The organism is uncultured Capnocytophaga sp., from assembly GCF_937936315.1.
Classification (GTDB): Bacteria; Bacteroidota; Bacteroidia; order Flavobacteriales; family Flavobacteriaceae; genus Capnocytophaga.
This window is the reverse complement of record NZ_CALGWU010000055.1, coordinates 23,965-41,837: the sequence shown is the minus strand read 5'-3', so window position 1 is coordinate 41,837 and position 17,873 is coordinate 23,965. Positions and strand designations below refer to the sequence as shown.

12 protein-coding genes and 1 pseudogene are annotated in these 17,873 nt (G+C 39.9%); 5 read left to right on the top strand and 8 right to left on the bottom strand.

From position 1 onward, the window contains the following. Positions 1-29: 29 nt before the first annotated feature. The 3 genes from Q0162_RS10125 to Q0162_RS10115 all read left to right on the top strand — a co-directional run bounded on the left by Q0162_RS10125 (position 30) and on the right by Q0162_RS10115 (position 6,076). Complete coding sequence (locus tag Q0162_RS10125) at positions 30-1,427, top strand: efflux transporter outer membrane subunit (protein ID WP_297891232.1); 1,398 nt, start codon at positions 30-32, stop codon at positions 1,425-1,427. Positions 1,428-1,480: 53 nt separating this feature from the next. Then, a complete protein-coding gene (locus Q0162_RS10120; protein ID WP_297891231.1) occupies positions 1,481-4,642 on the top strand; it encodes an efflux RND transporter permease subunit in 3,162 nt (1,053 codons plus the stop codon). A 267-nt stretch (positions 4,643-4,909) separates the two neighbouring features. Then, on the top strand, positions 4,910-6,076 hold the full coding sequence (locus Q0162_RS10115) for an OmpA family protein (protein ID WP_297891230.1): 1,167 nt from the start codon (positions 4,910-4,912) through the stop codon (positions 6,074-6,076). Positions 6,077-6,165: 89 nt separating this feature from the next. Here Q0162_RS10115 and Q0162_RS10110 read toward each other — a convergent pair whose 3' ends face one another. Together Q0162_RS10110 and Q0162_RS10105 are read right to left on the bottom strand one after the other, a co-directional pair. Next, the gene (locus Q0162_RS10110) at positions 6,166-9,069 is read right to left on the bottom strand and encodes a VIT domain-containing protein (RefSeq protein ID WP_297891228.1); all 2,904 of its coding nucleotides are present in this window, start codon (positions 9,067-9,069) and stop codon (positions 6,166-6,168) included. Positions 9,070-9,128: 59 nt separating this feature from the next. Further along, complete coding sequence (locus Q0162_RS10105; protein WP_297891227.1) at positions 9,129-10,880, bottom strand: ABC transporter ATP-binding protein; 1,752 nt, start codon at positions 10,878-10,880, stop codon at positions 9,129-9,131. A gap of 299 nt (positions 10,881-11,179) precedes the next feature. Here Q0162_RS10105 and Q0162_RS10100 point away from each other — a divergent pair, with 299 nt between their 5' ends. Beyond that, entirely contained in the window at positions 11,180-11,578 is a 399-nt protein-coding gene (locus Q0162_RS10100; protein ID WP_002679964.1) for a PUR family DNA/RNA-binding protein, read from the top strand. A gap of 63 nt (positions 11,579-11,641) precedes the next feature. Here the strand turns inward: Q0162_RS10100 and xerD are convergent, their stop codons facing one another. From xerD to rplU, 4 genes and pseudogenes are all read right to left on the bottom strand, one after another. Next, complete coding sequence (gene xerD / locus Q0162_RS10095; protein ID WP_297891225.1) at positions 11,642-12,553, bottom strand: site-specific tyrosine recombinase XerD; 912 nt, start codon at positions 12,551-12,553, stop codon at positions 11,642-11,644. Positions 12,554-12,563: 10 nt separating this feature from the next. Then, on the bottom strand, positions 12,564-13,646 hold the full coding sequence (locus Q0162_RS10090) for a BT_3928 family protein (RefSeq protein ID WP_297891224.1): 1,083 nt from the start codon (positions 13,644-13,646) through the stop codon (positions 12,564-12,566). Positions 13,647-13,817: 171 nt separating this feature from the next. Beyond that, positions 13,818-14,078 (bottom strand): 50S ribosomal protein L27, encoded by a 261-nt coding sequence (rpmA, locus tag Q0162_RS10085; protein WP_002679833.1) that lies wholly within the window; start codon positions 14,076-14,078, stop codon positions 13,818-13,820. Between the two features lie 34 nt (positions 14,079-14,112). Beyond that, positions 14,113-14,418 (bottom strand): annotated as a pseudogene (rplU, locus tag Q0162_RS10080) (50S ribosomal protein L21); the annotation flags it as partial. 171 nt (positions 14,419-14,589) lie between these two features. Between rplU and fmt the strand changes: the two are divergent. Further along, positions 14,590-15,510 carry a methionyl-tRNA formyltransferase gene (fmt, locus tag Q0162_RS10075; RefSeq protein WP_096087923.1) on the top strand — a complete coding sequence of 307 codons (921 nt, stop codon included), beginning with the start codon at positions 14,590-14,592 and terminating at the stop codon, positions 15,508-15,510. 95 nt (positions 15,511-15,605) lie between these two features. Here fmt and Q0162_RS10070 read toward each other — a convergent pair whose 3' ends face one another. Together Q0162_RS10070 and Q0162_RS10065 are read right to left on the bottom strand one after the other, a co-directional pair. After that, positions 15,606-17,111 carry an LptF/LptG family permease gene (locus tag Q0162_RS10070; protein WP_297891220.1) on the bottom strand — a complete coding sequence of 502 codons (1,506 nt, stop codon included), beginning with the start codon at positions 17,109-17,111 and terminating at the stop codon, positions 15,606-15,608. A gap of 36 nt (positions 17,112-17,147) precedes the next feature. Beyond that, positions 17,148-17,789, bottom strand: coding sequence for an outer membrane lipoprotein carrier protein LolA (locus Q0162_RS10065; protein ID WP_095899052.1), 642 nt, complete (start codon positions 17,787-17,789; stop codon positions 17,148-17,150). Between the last annotated feature and the right edge of the window lie 84 nt (positions 17,790-17,873).

The following is a 17,873-nucleotide window of genomic DNA, read 5'->3' as shown; positions in this document are numbered from 1 at the left end:
ATCTATTACTTATTACCTAAATTAAGATTATGAACAGAATCATTTATAAAGGTTTTGCAGTGGCTTTTGTAGCCCTTACCCTTACCGCTTGTGCAGGTCGTAAAACTTACGAGCGTCCCAATGTCGTGAATGAAAAACTTTTCCGTACGGATAATATCCCTACGGATAGCCTTAGCAGTGCCAATGTGTCTTGGCGCAACATCTTCACCGATGCCACTCTCCAGCAGCACATCAGCAAGGCACTTTCTAATAATCTCGATGTGCGTATAGCAATGCAAAGTGTAGTTTCAGCACAAGCCTACCTCAAGCAAAGTAAAGCTGCTTTTATCCCTACCCTCTCAGTAGGGACAAACTACACCCGCAGCACCAACTCTATCAATGCAGCGGGAGGTCTGGGAGAACGTACTTACAACAATCTATTTGATATCACAGGCTCAGCCTCGTGGGAAGCCGATATTTGGGGTAAACTCTCCGCCCAAAAACGCGCCTCTTATGCCTCTTATTTGGCAACGGTTGAAGCTCAAAAAGCAGTGCAGTCCGAAGTGGTAGCAACTTTGGCGACAGCTTATTACCAATTGTTGATGCTCGACGAACAGAAAAAAGTACTCGAACAAACCATTGAGTTCCGCACCAAAAGTTTGGAAACTACCAAACAACTTAAAAATGCAGGTTCTACTACCGAAGTAGCGACCAAGCAAATCGAAGCACTCGTGTACAACGCACAAGCACAACTTATTACAATCAACAATAGCGTATGGGCATTAGAGAATACGATATGTGTACTCCTCGGCGAAGAACCTCATCACATAGAGCGAAGCACCCTTGCCGAACAACAATTCCCTACTGAATTCCGTCAGGGATATGCTGTGAGTTTGCTCGAAAATCGTCCTGATGTGGCACGTGCCGAACTGAACTTGCGCAACGCTTTTGAACTCACCAATGTAGCCCGTGCTGCTTTCTATCCTACCCTCACTCTCAGTGCTCGTGGCGGTATCAGCAGTACTGAACTCGATACTTGGTTTTCAGCCAAATCGATGTTTGCTAACTTTATAGCGGGATTGGCGCAACCTATCCTCAATCGCCGACAAATACGCACCCAGTACGAAGTACAAAAAGCTGCTCAAGAAACCGCTTTACTCAACTTCAAAAAGGCAATTCTTTCAGCAGGCAAAGAAGTCTCCGATGCAATGCACCAATTCAACTCTCAAGACGAGTTTATCCAACTCAAAACTAAAGAGATGGAAGCCTATCAAAAAGCGACTGATTTTTCTAAACAACTCTTTGATAGCGGTATGGTGAATTATTTAGAGGTGATCACTGCCGAAGTAAACCGCCTCAATGCCGAACTTAGTGTAGCCAACGCACAATTCACTCGTATGCAGTATGGTATCACCCTGTATAAAGCCCTCGGAGGTGGCTGGAAATAATTGGCAAATTAGTAAATTAGCAAATTAAAAAGAAGAATCTATAACTTAAACTTATGATAAAAAGTTTTATAAACAGACCGGTACTATCAACGGTAATTTCTATTCTGATAGTAATTTTAGGGATTTTAGGGATTGTATCCTTACCTATTTCCCAATACCCCGACATTGCCCCTGTAACGGTGCAGGTATCGGCTAACTATGCAGGTGCCAATGCCGAAACAGTGCTTAAAGCAGTGGTGATTCCGCTGGAAGAACAAATCAATGGGGTGGAAAATATGGATTATATCACCTCATCGGCTTCTAATAGTGGTTCAGCAAATATTACTGTGTATTTCAAACAAGGCACCAATGGTGATATTGCAGCAGTAAACGTGCAAAATGCGGTGTCGCGTGCCAACTCTATTTTGCCATCGGAGGTAACCCAATCGGGGGTAACCGTTCGCAAGCAGAGTTCAGGTAACCTGATGTTCCTCAGCTTCTTTTCCGAAAATAAAGAGTTAGACGATGTGTTCTTGCAAAACTATTTGAGCATCAATGTGATTCCTGCAATCAAACGTATCAGTGGGGTAGGGGATGCCAGTGCTTTTGGAGGTAAAACCTATTCTATGCGCGTTTGGATCAATCCGCAAAAACTCCAAGCATACGGTCTCAACCCTACGGAGGTAACTGCTGCAATTTCAGCTCAAAGTAAAGAAGCAGCTGCAGGTACTTTGGGGCAAAATAGCGGTAGTAGCTATGAATATGTGATTAAGTACAAAGGAAAATACACTCAAGTGTCTGAATATGAGAATATAGTACTCAAAGCCTTAGATGGCGGACGTGTACTTCGCCTCAAAGATGTGGCTACGGTAGAACTCGATGCCCTCGGCTATACAGGATTTTCTGAAAGCAAAGGTCGTCCTGCGGTGGCTATGGGTATTTCCCAAACCCCAGGCTCTAATGCTCACGAAATTATCCAAAATATAGAAAAACTCTTAGAAGAACTAAAACCTTCTTTGCCCGAGGGGATTACTTATAGTATCAACTACAACGCTAATACGTTCTTAGATGCTGCCATTTCTAAAGTGGTGTCTACCCTCTTGGAGGCTTTCTTGTTAGTGTTCTTGGTAGTGTATATTTTCTTGCAAGACTTCCGCTCTACGCTCATTCCTGCTATTGCGGTGCCAGTGTCTATCGTGGGTACTTTCTTCTTCTTGAACCTCTTTGGTTATTCTATCAATATGCTCACCCTCTTTGCACTAGTGTTGGCTATTGGTATAGTGGTAGACGATGCCATAGTGGTCGTTGAGGCGGTGCACGCCAAGATGGAGCAAACTCACGAGAAAGCAAAACCTGCTACCATTTCGGCTATGAACGAGATTACAGGAGCGATTATTTCTATCACTTTGGTAATGGCAGCAGTGTTTGTGCCAGTAACCTTTATGGGCGGTACTACGGGGGTGTTCTACAAACAATTTGGGGTAACCCTTATTGTAGCTATCGTGATTTCAGCAATCAATGCGCTCACTCTCAGTCCAGTACTTTGCTCGCTCTTCCTCAAACCTCACGGTGATAAGCAGTACGAAGAAAAATCGTGGTTTGGCAAGTTCTTCCACAAGTTTAATATAGCTTTCAATGCCGCTACGCATAAATATGGGCAAACTTTTACTTTCTTCCTTCGTCACAAATGGGTAACCTTGGTGCTTTTACTCTTAGCAGGAGGTGGTATCTATTTTGCCAATAAAAGTATGAAATCGGGGTTTGTACCCAATGAAGACCAAGGCTTTGTGATGATGGATGTATCAATGATTCCTGGTGCCTCTATGGAACGTGTCGCCAATATTATGCGTGAGGTAAACGAAAATCTTTCCAATATCCCAGGAGTGGAAAATGTTACCTTAGTAACGGGACGTGGTATGATTTCGGGCGAAGGTAGTAACAATGGTATGGGCTTTTTCAAACTGAAACCTTTTGCCGAACGTTCTAAACAACCCGGACAAGATATACAAAGTATTATAATGCGCGCCTTTGGAGCTGTAGCAAGTGTCAAAGATGCTAATGTGATTTTCTTCCAACCGCCTTCAGTACCTGGTTTTGGTATAGGTGGTGGGGTATCGTTTGTGCTCTTGGATAAATCCGGAAGTGATATCAGTGAGGTGAACAAAAATGCACAACAATTTTTAGGTGCTTTGATGCAACGCCCCGAAATACAATTCGCTCAAACCTCATTCAACGTGAATTACCCTCAATACCAAATGGATATCAATGTGGAACGCGCTATGCAATCGGGTATTACAGTGAGTACAATTCTCTCTACCTTACAGAATTACATAGGTGGTTTTTACGCTACCGACTTTACCCTCTACGGAAAGCAATACCGCGTAATGGTACAATCGTTGCCCGAAGCGCGTAAAGACCTCAATAGTCTCAACAACTTATTTGTAAAAACAGGTAGTGGCACAATGGCGCCTATTACCGAGTTTGTAACGCTCACACGTACCTTTGGACCTCAATCACTCAGCCGTTACAACCTATTTACTTCGGTATCTATTTCGGCTCAGAATAACCCTGCTTATAGTACGGGTGATGCCCTTACAGCAGTACAAGAGGTAGCTGCCAAAACCCTCAACGCTAATTATAGTATTGATTATACAGGTTTGACACGTGAAGAACAAACCGCAGGCTCACAAACCATACTCATTTTCTTACTCAGCTTGGTGTTTACTTATTTTATCCTTTCAGCACAGTATGAGAGTTACCTATTACCATTATCAGTGCTCTTCTCATTGCCTTTTGGTATCTTTGGAGCTTATTTAGGACAGTGGCTTTTCGGATTGGAAAACAATATTTATTTCCAAATCTCTCTTATTATGTTAATGGGACTTTTGGCTAAAAACGCTATCCTGATAGTAGAGTTTGCGGTACAACGCCGCCGTATGGGTGAAAGCCTATCTAAAGCAGCTATCAATGCTGCTATGGCGCGTTTGCGTCCTATCTTGATGACCTCTTTCGCTTTCATCGTTGGTTTGATGCCATTAGTATTTGCCTCAGGAGTAGGTGCTGAAGGTAACCGCTCAGTAGCTACAGGAGCTGCGGTAGGACAGTTGATAGGTACTTTTTTTGGATTGATAGTCATACCTGTACTTTTTGTGATTTTCCAAGATTTGCAAGAGCGCATAAGTGGTTATCGCCATAAAGTTGATGAAATTTTTGTAAACCCAACCGATGAATATTAATGTCATTGTGGATTTAATTTTATAGATTCTTCCCTTTGATAGAAACTCTCCGACAACAGAGTGTTTAAGAAATAAATTTTATATCTCTTAGGGTATAAAAAATTTTAACAAAAATATAAGATTTTACTATCTAAAGTGTAAAGAAAAAGTTAAAAATAAGAATGTAAGCTATTTTTGTAACTCAAAAATGTGGTGGATATAAAAAATAGCCATACATTTGCCCTCAATATTAATCGTGAATAAGTTTTTTTTTAATTTTATTTTTATATGAAAAGAACTCTTTTAAGCGTTGCAGCTATCGTTGCAACTTTTGTAAGTGCTAATGCACAAGAAATGCTAAGTAAAAGCAAATTTTTTGACAACTGGCAAGTAGGTGTTAAAGGTGGTGGATTCTCTTGGACTACCCGTGAAGCCTTCATCAAAAACACACGTGCCACTTTTGGAGCCGAGATAGGTAAACAAATCTCTCCAGCGTTCCGTTTAGGCGTTGAAGGTATGGCGTATGTACGTCCAGTAGATTATGACAACAATCCTGCTTTCAACAACTTTATCGACGAAACTAATGTAAGTTTGGTAGGTACTGTAAACTTGAGCAACCTTATTGCTGGTTACAAAGGAACCCCTCGTTTCTTTGAAGTAGAAGGTTTTGCTGGTTTAGGTTGGATGCACGCTTATGTTCAAAACATTATTCCTAATGTGAACACTCGTGAATTTTATCCAAGTAATAAAATGACAGCTCAATTTGGTTCTAACTTGTTGTTCAATTTAGGTGAAAGCAAAGCTTGGGGTATTAAAATTAGTCCAGCACTTGTTTATGGTGTTGATACTCCTGCACAAAATTCACAGAATAGCTTGAACATCCACAATTCATTCACTCAAGTAACTGCTGGTGTGGTTTACCGTTTCAAAGGTAGCAATGGAGCTCACCACTTCACTACAGCTGCTCAAGCTCCTGATAACAGCGGTGAGTTAGCAAGACTTCGTGATGAGTTGAACAGCAAAAACAAACAATTAGCTGATAACCAAAAACAAATCAAAAACTTGCAAGATGAGTTAGAAGCTGCTCGTAACAAAAAACCTGAAGTAGTTGAGAAAGTTGTTACTAAAAACAAAAAAACTTTGGAATCTGTAGTTACTTTCCGTGTAGCTAAAACTACTATCGAAGCTTCTCAATTGCCTAACGTAGAGCGTATCGCTTCTTACCTTAAAAAACACTCTGACACTAAAGTGGTTATCAAAGGTTATGCTTCTCCTGAAGGTGACTTAGAGAAAAACAAAAAATTAGCCGCTGCTCGTGCTGAAGCTGTTAAAACTCTCTTAGTAAACCGTTACAAAATCTCAGCTGATAGAATCCAAGCTGAAGGTAATGGTATCGGTGATATGTTCAGCGAACCAGATTGGAACCGCGTAAGTATCGCTAATATTGTTGAGTAATTATTTAGATAATTTGAACTTAAAAATAAGAATTACTAAAAAGCGAGGTGAAAACCTCGCTTTTTTTGTTCTCTATTACTTGTTCTCTGTTATTTGTTACCTGTTACCTGAAAAGCTCCTACTTCAATCACTTCTTTAGCATTGCTGAGGCGTACGGTAGTTTCTTCTTGTTTTTGCTGTGGAGTACCAAAGTGTGTGTAGAAAGTAATGCGCAAACTCACGGGCATCAATTGCTTTTGTGAGTGAGTGCCAAAGTAATCCACTTGTACTTTGTATTTCCCATTTTCTGCTTTCTTGAGCATAAACTCTTCTGGTCCATAACCTTGGGTAACATCATGTGATATTTTACCACCGAGGTAAGTGAGTGTGTTTTGATAATAACATTTCTCGTCTTTAGGGTCGGTTACCCATAAGTCCATATCACAATTATCGGTGTCCCAAGAGAGTACTACACGTACATCTACGGGTTCTTTTTTGAGCAAATGCTTGTCGATATAACTTACGTCTATGCCTTGGTGGCGTGCAATAAGACTGTTGAGGTCGTTGAGGGTAACGAGTTGTACATCACCAAAGCGACTGCTCCACTCATTTGTAACTACTCTATAAAGATTTTTTGCTGCCTCGTTGTACTGAGCGTCTTCAGCTAAGGCTAAACCTAAATCACGGAATGATTGGGGTTCTTCTTCGCGCAATTGGGCTACTTTGCGGAACACTTGTACCGCTTCTTTTTTAGCACTGTAGTTGCTGAGTTTATAGCCTAACATACGCAACAATTGTGGATCGTCTAAACTGAGTTCCGCTAAATTAGATACTACCAAAATAGCTTGCTCATGATTGCCTTTCTTGAAGAAATAATCGGCTACATCCACATAGAAGGACGGAGTATTGCCGTATTCTTTTTTCAATTTGTAATAGGTTTCTACAGCTTTACTTTCCTCAGTGTACTGCATTACCTTTAAATAAGGGGTATCGGGGTTATAGGCATTGAGTTCTATTTTAGAAGTAGGAACAGAAGCAGGTGCTGGTGTGCTACGTGGAGCAGTGGCTCTTTTTGCCATCGCATTACTGCTAACCTCTTTACTTGCACTGCGTTCCATTGAAGGTGCTTCTACAGCAGCGACATCGGCAATAGCATTATTATCTATAGGATATACCACTTCTTCCATAATTACCGCTTTATTTTTGGATTTACTATCTTTGAGAGGATATTGGGTATTCCACCATTTAGATTGTTCAGCTGATTGTGCTATCACATTCTCTAAAATGCGTTTAGCACTATCTTCTTTTTGTTTTTCTTGGTTAGCCAAACGTTTGGAGTATTCCATTTGCAATTCTTTAGGTGGTGTAATGCGGTAGCGCACATAATCTTCTACGGTTTCTAAAACGATAAGTGAATTACCTTCGGTTACAATGCCATACTCACGCCCTACCGCGTCTATTTGTTTTTGTTCAGCGCCTTCGCGTTCTAATTGAGCAATTTGTTTTTCTGCCCATATACGGCGTAAAAGGTCAAACTCACTTTCCGAAGCATCGGGATTGGCTGCCAAATGTATTTCTTTTTGTAGTATTACATTTTTAGGGTAGCCAAAACTAAGTACTAAAGTAGCTTCTTTAGTTTGTAATTCTCCTGCAAGGGTAAAATTTCCTTTGCTAATAGTAGCACCTTTCTGTGGGAAAATATTGGCTATTTTGCCATTTTTCACTTCTATATCCAGCAGTTGGAAAGGTATAGTCTGTGCTGCTTTTAGTGCTTGCTCGGTAGTGAGGGTGGTCAAATCTATAAAGCTACCCCCCGTAGCATTGGCGAGGTATTGCATTTTTGGGGTATTGGCAACTGCCGAAGCATTGACTACTGTTATAGGGGTTTTAGCTTGTTTTACCACTTCTTTTACTGAAAATTCTTTACTGCCAAAATTGAAAATGCCATCGCTAAAGAAGAGCAATTCATCGGCTTTAAGACTGAAATTGATAGCATTGCCATCGGTAGCACCGTCATAAGGCAGACTTTCTAAATGTGATTTCAGCGCTTGCCAATTGCCGTTTTTCACTTCAAAACTAAGGGGTTTGTCAGAGCGAATATTGAAACTGCTAAGAATGACTTTCACATCTTTTACTTCCTTGAAATAGCTTTCTAAGAAAGCAAATTCTTTTGCTCTATCGCGATTGGCTGCCGAATGTGATGCATCCCATAAAAGCCCTATTTCCTTAGGGGTAGGTCTGTTTTTGGGTTGGGCAGTAGCCAAAGCGATATTGCCATAGCAATAGGTTTTGTTGCCTTTAGTAGCGCTAATGCTTTGCGGTTTCTCAATTTTCGGGAAAGTGAGCGCAATGTTCTGGTTGAGCGCAAAATTCTGTTGGCTCACCTCACTGATATAGCTGTTGCGCGCTTGTTTGAAGTCTAATTGCAAGCTGTTTTGAATATCAGCTTTTACAAAGCGCGATACCACCTCAGTGCGTACTTTGAAGTTTTTAAGGGTGGTGTTAGCCGTGATAGGCAAGAAGTAATAATCCTGTCCGTCGCGCTCGTGTAGCTCTTGTTCAAAGGCGATGAGTACACGCCGAGTGCCTTTGGCAGGCATAGGATACACGCGGGCTTTGAAGTTATTGCCCTCTGTTTTTTCTAACAAACCAGGGTCTATACCCCTGCGCACTATGTCCTCAAAGGCTTTGCGCCCTAAGGCTTTGTCTACCACCACTCCTTCGCGCATTTTGCCGTTGATATCCAAGGCAAAGCGCGACACCTGCTGACCGTCGGCAAGAGGAAACTGAAACTCGCCTTCCATTACGCGGGTATTGGGGTTGTAGAAGGTCATTTCCATAGTGGTAACGGCTGTTTGCCCTATGACCAATATGTCTATGGAGAGGTCTTGCAACACCATCGGGTTGGCATTGCGTTCGTTTACTACCTTCACCTCGGGCACTACCGATTTCTGTGCGGTGATTGCTAAGGGAAGCAGTAAAGCTGCTGAAGATAAAAAATGTTTGATTTTCATTACTAAACAATGTTTTGATGAAACTTATTAGCTGTAAATCAAACAATATACCAAAAAAATTATTCGTCTAAGAACTGCACTTCGTACAAATTGCGGTAGTAACCATTCTCTATTTGTAGCAACTCCTCGTGAGTACCTGTTTCTACAATTCTTCCTTTGTCTAACACAATAATTTTGTCGGCTTTTTTCACCGTTGTAAGGCGGTGGGCGATGATAATAGAAGTGCGCCCTTTGGTCATTTTATCGGTAGCCTCTTGTATAAGTTGTTCAGAATGAGAATCGACTGATGAAGTTGCCTCGTCTAAAATGAGTATCTGTGGCTTGTGTACATAAGCGCGCAAGAAAGCAATGAGCTGGCGTTGTCCTGCCGAAAGCATTGTGCCGCGCTCTTTCACATTGTAGTGATAACCTTCGGGTAAGCTCATCAAGAAATCGTGAACGCCTATGCTTTTAGCAGCTGCAATCACTTCCTCCTCAGTGATAGCAGGATTTTTCAGGGTGATGTTGTTCAGCACACTATCAGCAAACAAAAATACATCTTGCAATACAGTGGCGATGTGTTTTCGCAATGAACTGAGGGTGTATTCCTCTATATTTACCCCATCGATGTAAATCGCACCCGAGCTAAGGTCGTAAAATCGGTTTAGCAAATTGGTAATCGTGGTTTTTCCAGCACCTGTAGCCCCCACAATAGCAATGGTCTCGCCTTCTTTGACTTCAAAACTGATGCCGTGCAAAATCTCTTCGCCTGCTACATATTCAAAGTGAACATCTTTAAATTGGATAGCCCCTTTCACTTCGGTAAGTTCCTTATCTCCTTCAGTTTCCGAGTCGTTTTCAGTTTCCAAAATAGCAAACACACGATCGGAAGCGATGATACCCATCTGCAAGGTGTTGAACTTATCGGCGATATGCCTGATAGGGCGGAAAAGCTGTTGTGAGAGTTGTATAAACAAGAAGATATTTCCTAAATCGTACACATTATCGCCTACGATTTGTCGTCCGCCAAACCACACGATAAGGGCAATGGTAATCGATACACACAAGTCGCCAATAGGGAAGAAGATAGAGTTATACCATATTGTTTTGAGCCACGCTTGCTTGTGCTTCTCGTTGATTTTCTTGAAGTTTTCTAATTCTTCGCGCTCTTGGGCAAAAAGCTGTACCACTTTGATGCCCGAAATGCGCTCCTGCACAAAGGCATTGAGGTTAGCCACTTCTTTGCGCACTTCCACAAAAGCAGCATTCATAGAACGCTGAAACCAACGAGTGAAATAGAGAATTAGTGGCATAGTAGCATAGCTGATGAGTGCTAATTTCCAATCGATTACAAACATTACGACGGTGATAACTAACATTTTGAGCACATCGCTTGCCATCTCAAAAAGCCCTGAACTGAAAATTTCACCTATGCGTTCCATATCGTTCACCGCACGGGTTACCAGTACGCCAATTGACGATTTATCGAAATATCGCATCTTCAGGCGTAACAAGTGAGCGAAGAGTTTTTCGCGTATATCGCGTATAACGGTTTGCCCCAGCCAGTTAGAATAATAAGAAAATAGGAATTGCATCAGCACTTCGGCGCAGAGCAAGGCTACTAATATATAGGTGATGCGCAACAGCCCTTCGTAGTTTTTAAGGGTGATATAATCGTCTATTGCTACTTTTATGAGGTAAGGCTGAGCCGTTGAAAAAATAGAAGAAAGTACCGCAAAGAGTGCGACGGCTATAAATACGCCTCGATAAGGTTTTACAAAGCGTGATAACTGATGAAATGTATGTTTAGTGCGTGATGTTTTTTCGGACATTGTTTTCTTTTAAGACTGCAAAAGTACAAAATAATTATTAAAGTTTAGTAGTTAGTCGTTAGTTTTTAGTCGTTATCGTTTCCTTCTTGCCCCCAGATACCTGACCCCAGCCCCCTGAAACCTGTCCCCTGACACCTGAAACCTTTTTAATAACTTTATGTTTAAATGCTATATTAGCAGTATATATGTTAAAATTATAATAAAATATAGGTTTAAAGATAAAATAATTGCTAAAAAACTTGCATAGTATTCTCTATTTATAGACTTTTGTACGCGAATAATAAAAACACGTACGTACAATGGAAGAAAAAGAATTTTTGGACAATGAGGAGATTTTCTCAAAAGTCCTAAGGGCGGGTAGGCGCACTTACTTCTTTGATGTGAGGGCTACACGCGCTAATGATTATTACTTGACCATTACTGAAAGTAAGAAGTTTACGCACGACGATGGGTCTGTACACTACAAAAAACACAAAATCTACCTCTACAAAGAAGATTTTGAATTATTTAAAGACATTTTGAACGAAATGACTGCTTATGTTTTTGATGAAAAAGGAGAAGAAGTAATCTCTGAACGCCATCAAAAAGATTTTAAAAGAGAGCTATATGCCGAGCGATTGGAAGGCGTAAGAACTAATGGAGCTGCCAATGGTGTTACGAATGGTGCTTATCGCAACCTTGATTTTGAAGACCTCTAACTAAAAAATGCTAACAAGGTGGAGCTTCACTCATTGTAATATTAAGAGTGATGACGTAATGGGCTATTGGGTAAAGCTCATCTTCTGGCGTGGGTGGTACTTTATAAGTGCTTCTCGCAAATAACTCTTCTCAACGTGTACGTATATTTCAGTAGTAGTAATATTCTCGTGACCTAACATCATTTGTATAGCGCGCAAGTTGGCACCATTCTCCAGTAGGTGCGTGGCAAACGAATGCCTAAATGTATGGGGACTAATTGTCTTCTGTAACCCTATACTTTCCGCTACTTGTCTTACAATCGTAAAAATCATCGCTCGTGTGAGCTGTTTTCCCCTTCTGTTTAAGAATACAAAATCCTCGTGTCCTTTAGCTATTTTTAGCTGTCGCCGCTGGTTGTCTATATATTGCTTCACTTGCTTTTGAGTGTATGCCTCAATAGGTACCAACCGCTGTTTGCTGCCTTTTCCCATCACCCTGATAAAATCTTCATCAAAAAACAAATCGGATAATCTAAGCGAAATGAGTTCCGATACACGCAATCCGCAAGCGTATAGCATCTCTATCATCGCCTTGTTGCGATGACCTTCATCGGTGCTTAAATCTATAGAAGCCAGCATCGCATCTATCTCTTGTAGTGAAAGGGTATCGGGGAGTTTTACTCCTATTTTTGGGCTTTCAATGAGGCTCATCGGGAAGTCTTCACGCCCTTTTTCGTACATCATAAATTTAAAAAAACTCTTCAATGCCGAAATGAGTCGCGCTTGTGAACGTGCATTCAGGTCTTTTGCTACTTCGTACACGAATTGTCGCAAAGTGTCTTCCTCTATGTTGCTGGGAGTTTCGGTGATGTTGTATTTTTCTAAATAGCAAATAAGTTTTTCGATATCCAAACCGTATGACACAGCCGTATTCTGCGACAAGCCTCGTTGCAGTCGCAGATAATGCTGAAAAGCTATATTTGTTTCACGCCACACCTATTAATTGTTAATTATCAATGGATAATTTTTCACTATCGTTATAGTGTTTTTTATCAATGATAGTTCCTTTGGAGAGGGTAATAAGCCCTGGATTAGAGCGAATCATCGTTTTTAGCGTAGTGGCATCGTTGTAATAGAAGTTGAAATTGAGTTCGTATTTCTTTACGATATAAGGCGCTTTTTCCATTTGTGAAGTGAGACCTATTACTGTATAGCCGTTTTTCATTGCTTTATCGGTAACGGTTTTAATAGCTTTAAACGCCTCTTGGTTAGCGCGGTCAAGACGATAGGAAATCACCATCAAAAGTTTGTCTTTGTTGATGAATTCCTCTAAATAATCGGTGGTTCTATCCTTATCCTGAATGTAGAAGTCGTGGATAGGAGGCATTTCGGTTTTAGAAGTAAGACTCACGTACTCACCCGCTATTTTAGGGAAGGAAGGGTCTTTAGTTTCAATCACTTTGTTTTGCCCATCTATTTTAAAAGTCCAATAGTAAGTAACAGCATTAGGAGGTAATTCCATACCTTTAGGGATATTAGTACCTATTTTGTACACGCGGAAGTCCTTCACTGGCAAGTGGTTGTACACGTAATAAACGAAAATGATGCAGAAAAGCACAGATAAGTAAGTTACAACCAAGGGTAGTTTGCCTTTTGTAAGTGGATGAATATATTTCTGACCGAAGAAAACGACCAAAGTGAGTGCTAAAAGCACTAAATCTTTAGTAAACGATTGCCAAGGAGTAAATTTGATGGCATCGCCAAAACAACCGCAATCGGTTACCTTGTTAAAATACGCCGAATAGAAAGTAAGGAAGCCAAAGAATACTAACATGGCAATCAAAAGCCATAAAGTGAGTTTCTTTTTATAGCCTACTAATAGGGTTACGCCTAATACTACCTCGAAAATGCATACAAAGATAGCAAATGCTAAAGCATAAGGCACGAGGAAAGGCAAATTGAGTACACCAGGGGCGAAATAATCTTCTAATTTGAAAGAAAAACCCATAGGGTCGTTGAGCTTTATCATCCCACTGATGATGAAAGTAACGCCTACTAATATACGACAAAGTTGTACAAGATATTTCATGCTGAGGTTATAATTTTAGGGAGGGTGTATGACATATACACCTAGTTAATTTTGAGTTTGTTTAGCTTCAAAAACTTTGCCAAACTACTTAGTTTATCTATTAACTAAAAAGAAAAGAGCCACTTATTATTTTAAGTGACTCTTTTCTTTTTAATAATTTTAAATTTACAATTATGCTTCTAATGGAATAACAGAAACATAAGATTTATCGTTTTTCTTTTTCTCGAATTTTACGATACCATCTATTTTAGCGTGCAAAGTATGGTCTTTACCAATGTACACGTTCTCGCCAGCATTGTGTTGAGTTCCACGTTGTCTAACGATAATGTTTCCAGCGATGGCAACTTGTCCACCGAAAATTTTCACGCCTAAGCGTTTAGAGTGTGATTCTCTACCGTTCTTTGAACTACCGACACCTTTCTTGTGAGCCATTTTCTTAGATTTTTAAGTTTAACAATTATTTTACAACAATGTTCTCGATTACAATCTGGGTGAGGTACTGACGGTGTCCGTTCTTCACTTTGTAACCTTTACGTCTTTTCTTTTTGAATACGAGCACTTTGTCTCCTTTCAAATGTTTTAAAACTTTAGCTTCTACAGAAGCTCCGTTTATAGCTGGGGCGCCTACAGTTACAGCTCCGTTGTTATCAATGAGAAGTACGTTAGAAAAAGTTACTTTTTCATCTTCTGCATTAGGCAAACGGTGCACGTAAACTTTTTGGTCTTTGCTTACTTTAAATTGTTGCCCTGCTATCTCTACAATTGCATACATAGCTTAACGTTTTTAATTATTGTTTAAATCGGCGGCAAAGGTACGAATTATTTTTTACGTGGCAAAATAAAATGAAAAATATTTGCTGCTTTTATAGATATACTTTACCTTTGCCAAAGTTTAACAACACTTTTAGTTGGACAAGATTGTTAATTATTAATTGTCAATTGTATGAGAATTGTATTTATGGGAACGCCCGATTTTGCTTTAGCGTCCCTAAAAGCCTTAGTAGAAAATAACTATAACGTAGTGGGCGTGGTAACTGTTGCTGATAAACCTTCTGGTCGCGGACAAAAATTGCATCAGTCGCCTGTGAAAGTCTATGCCGAAAGTAAAGGTATACCCGTACTCCAACCTTTGAAACTCAAAGATGAGAATTTCCTTAGTGAACTTAAAGCCCTCCAACCCGATTTACAAATAGTAGTAGCTTTCCGTATGTTGCCTGAAGTGGTATGGCGATTGCCTAAATATGGTACTTTCAACCTCCACGCTTCACTTTTGCCTAACTACCGAGGTGCTGCTCCTATCAATTGGGCGATTATCAATGGCGAAAAACAAACGGGGGTGACAACTTTCTTTATAGATGAAAAGATTGATACTGGGGCAATTATCGCTCAAGCTGTTACCCCTATCGATACTCACGAAACAGCCGGCACACTACATGATAAACTAATGCTGCAAGGGGCAGATTTGGTGCTCAAAACAGTAGATAGTATCGCCGATGGTACTTGCACCACACAACCGCAAGATAAGGAGATTACTTTTGCCGAAGCTCCTAAAATATATAAAGAGACTTGTAAAATCAATTGGGAAGATGAGGGAATAGCTATTGAGCGCCTTATTAGAGGAATGAGTCCGTACCCTACTGCTTGGGCGGAGTTTCCTCATAAGGGAGAAATGCTTGCTGCCAAGGTGTATGATGCTGTGTTTGAGCCTGCCTCTCATAACGAACCTATCGGGAAACTTTTGACAGAGAAAAAACAACTGCGCGTAGCGGTGAAAGATGGCTTTATCCAGCTTTTAGAGTTACAACTCCCCGCCAAAAAACGTATGAAAACAGCCGATTTGCTCAACGGGTTTTCTTTTGAATAAAACTCAAATTTACACAAAATATATTGTTAATAAAAAAGACTTTGTAGCATTTTTGATGCTGCAAAGTCTTTTTTGTTATTGATTTACAATTGTTTTTATTCGTTATTCAGCTTAGTAGGTTGAGGAGATTTAATAATTTTCTTCTTATTACCTTTAACTTTTTTAACTTTATCCTTTGTCCATACCATCAACTTGTGTGTGAGAGGGAAATGGAAAACTTCTTTGTCTTTGGCAATTCTTGCGGTGAGATAAATGCCTAAAGGCATTAATATCAAGGCGGGAATCCACGGAGCTAAAGCGGGGTTGATAGTGTTGTTCTCGGCTATGTTCTTCATAAACATTCCTATAAAATAATAGGATAAGAATAATATCATCGCAAAAACTAAGGGTAAGCCTATACCACCCTTGCGGATAAAAGCGCCTAAAGGAGCAGCAACAAAGAATAGAACAAAGCAAGCTATAGTGAGTGCAAACTTATCACTGAGGTTCATTATGTGTAAGTTCATCAGTTTGTAGCGATACTCAATGTCCATCTGGCGAAATTCTACATTGTCTAACTGTGCTTGGTTGTTATTTATAGCCATTTCAAGCACTCGTTGTTGATCGTAGTTATTGAGTATTTTTAGTAGTTGAGTTACTGATTTTATTTCTTTAGGGGTGGTCGTTTTTTCTTGAGTTTTATTATCGTGAGGAGTAGAGTTAAAGCCTGTACGGCGGAACATGTTATTTCCGTAGTCAGTAATATTTTGCTTGAAGTCAGAACGCAATGAGTCGATAGCATAATCTAATTGATTTACGTTCATCATTCTATAGGTAGTGGCATCAGTTTTTTCGTTGAAATCTACACTGTTTAAGTGAGAAAGGTCGAGATTGATTATATATTTTTTAAAATGCACTTTAGCGAAAGGCATTTTTTGTTGAGTTTCATAAGTGTTTGTTTTGATGTCCTCGTAGTAAGTTCCGTCTTCTAAGATGAGTTGTAGGAAGTTTGGGTTAGATTTAGCACTTCTCAATTCACCACGCTTAGCATTGATAACAGTACGATTCACTCTATCAGGTGTTTTTTTATGGATAAGTACGCTTTCCAAAAACTGGTCGTTGTCACCCTTTTTTTTACCTACCTTAATGCTTATATCTTCGCCTATATTAGAGAAAACCCCTTCGGCTATAGCCATTGCAGGTTTTACTTTTGCGATGTTAGATCTTAGGGTATACACCTCGCGATAAGCTACAGGAATCACGTTGTTGGCCAAGAAGAAAGTTCCTAAACTCAATAGAGCCATTAAAACAATCAGTGGACGCATTACACGCATCAGTGAAATACCCGAGGCTTTCATTGCGGCAAACTCATAGCTTTCGGCAAAAGCGCCAAAGGTCATAATGGAGGCGATAACCACCGCCAGCGGCATAATGATAGGGATAAGTTGAGGGATGAAATAGATGAGGAATTTGAAGATAATCCAAAGTTCTAAGCCACGGCCAGCCAGCTCATCGATGTATGTGAAAATAGTGTGGAATACAAAGATGAGAATGAGGATAGAGAGTGCCCCGAGGAAATTTTTGAGGAACTGAGTAATGATATAGCGATCTATGATTTTCATACAACTAAAGCTGACGACTAACGAACTAACGACGAACTACATTTCGGTGATAGTGTAACCGTCTTTTTTATATTTTTCGCGGTCAAACTTGAAAATATTAGCTGATAACGGCTGATTGGTTTTGAAAGTATTCACTGTAATAGTGGTTTTAGTGCCGTTTTTGCCTATTTCAATAAGGTTGTAGATGTGTTTAGTTTGAATATCAATACCTAATAGGATTTGTTTTACCTCGCTATTAGCTTTTTGAGGTTTCAATTCTACGTATTGAATTTTGCGACCACGTACATTTTGTTGTATATCCCATTTGTACTTATAGCCTTTTTTGTAGAAGGTAAGCATTTTAGAGGGGGTAATGGTACTGTCGTCGGAAGCGTTTTTTTCTATGGTAATTTCCTCGTTTTCAGGAACAATAGTATATGTTTTACTGCCGTCGTACATTTTAGTAGCTCCTAAATAGTTTAGCACATACTTATCTTTGGCAATAGTTACATTACCTTTAGTTTCCTGATTGATATTTTCAGCAATATTATCGAGGTTGTATTTAAAATCTATATAGATATTGTTGTAAGCCACCATTTTAGCATACACTTCATCTAATAGTTTTTTAGCTTTATCAACCTGTTGGGCTTGTATGGTTACGCTACAAAGAGCGATGATAACCAATAGTATTCTTTTCATTTTCAGTGTTTTTAATGATTTTAGCTCAAGATTACAAGCAATTTTCGTGCCAATCAAAGTAAAAGCCAAATAGTAAAAGGGCTA

Coding starts and splice junctions, on each gene's coding strand:
- Q0162_RS10120 (WP_297891231.1), top strand. CDS start 1,481: ATGATAAAAAGTTTTATAAACAGACCGGTACTATCAACGGTAATTTCT.
- Q0162_RS10115 (WP_297891230.1), top strand. CDS start 4,910: ATGAAAAGAACTCTTTTAAGCGTTGCAGCTATCGTTGCAACTTTTGTA.
- Q0162_RS10125 (WP_297891232.1), top strand. CDS start 30: ATGAACAGAATCATTTATAAAGGTTTTGCAGTGGCTTTTGTAGCCCTT.
- Q0162_RS10105 (WP_297891227.1), bottom strand. CDS start 10,880: ATGTCCGAAAAAACATCACGCACTAAACATACATTTCATCAGTTATCA.
- fmt (WP_096087923.1), top strand. CDS start 14,590: ATGAGAATTGTATTTATGGGAACGCCCGATTTTGCTTTAGCGTCCCTA.
- rpmA (WP_002679833.1), bottom strand. CDS start 14,078: ATGGCTCACAAGAAAGGTGTCGGTAGTTCAAAGAACGGTAGAGAATCA.
- Q0162_RS10065 (WP_095899052.1), bottom strand. CDS start 17,789: ATGAAAAGAATACTATTGGTTATCATCGCTCTTTGTAGCGTAACCATA.
- Q0162_RS10090 (WP_297891224.1), bottom strand. CDS start 13,646: ATGAAATATCTTGTACAACTTTGTCGTATATTAGTAGGCGTTACTTTC.
- Q0162_RS10100 (WP_002679964.1), top strand. CDS start 11,180: ATGGAAGAAAAAGAATTTTTGGACAATGAGGAGATTTTCTCAAAAGTC.
- Q0162_RS10070 (WP_297891220.1), bottom strand. CDS start 17,111: ATGAAAATCATAGATCGCTATATCATTACTCAGTTCCTCAAAAATTTC.
- Q0162_RS10110 (WP_297891228.1), bottom strand. CDS start 9,069: ATGAAAATCAAACATTTTTTATCTTCAGCAGCTTTACTGCTTCCCTTA.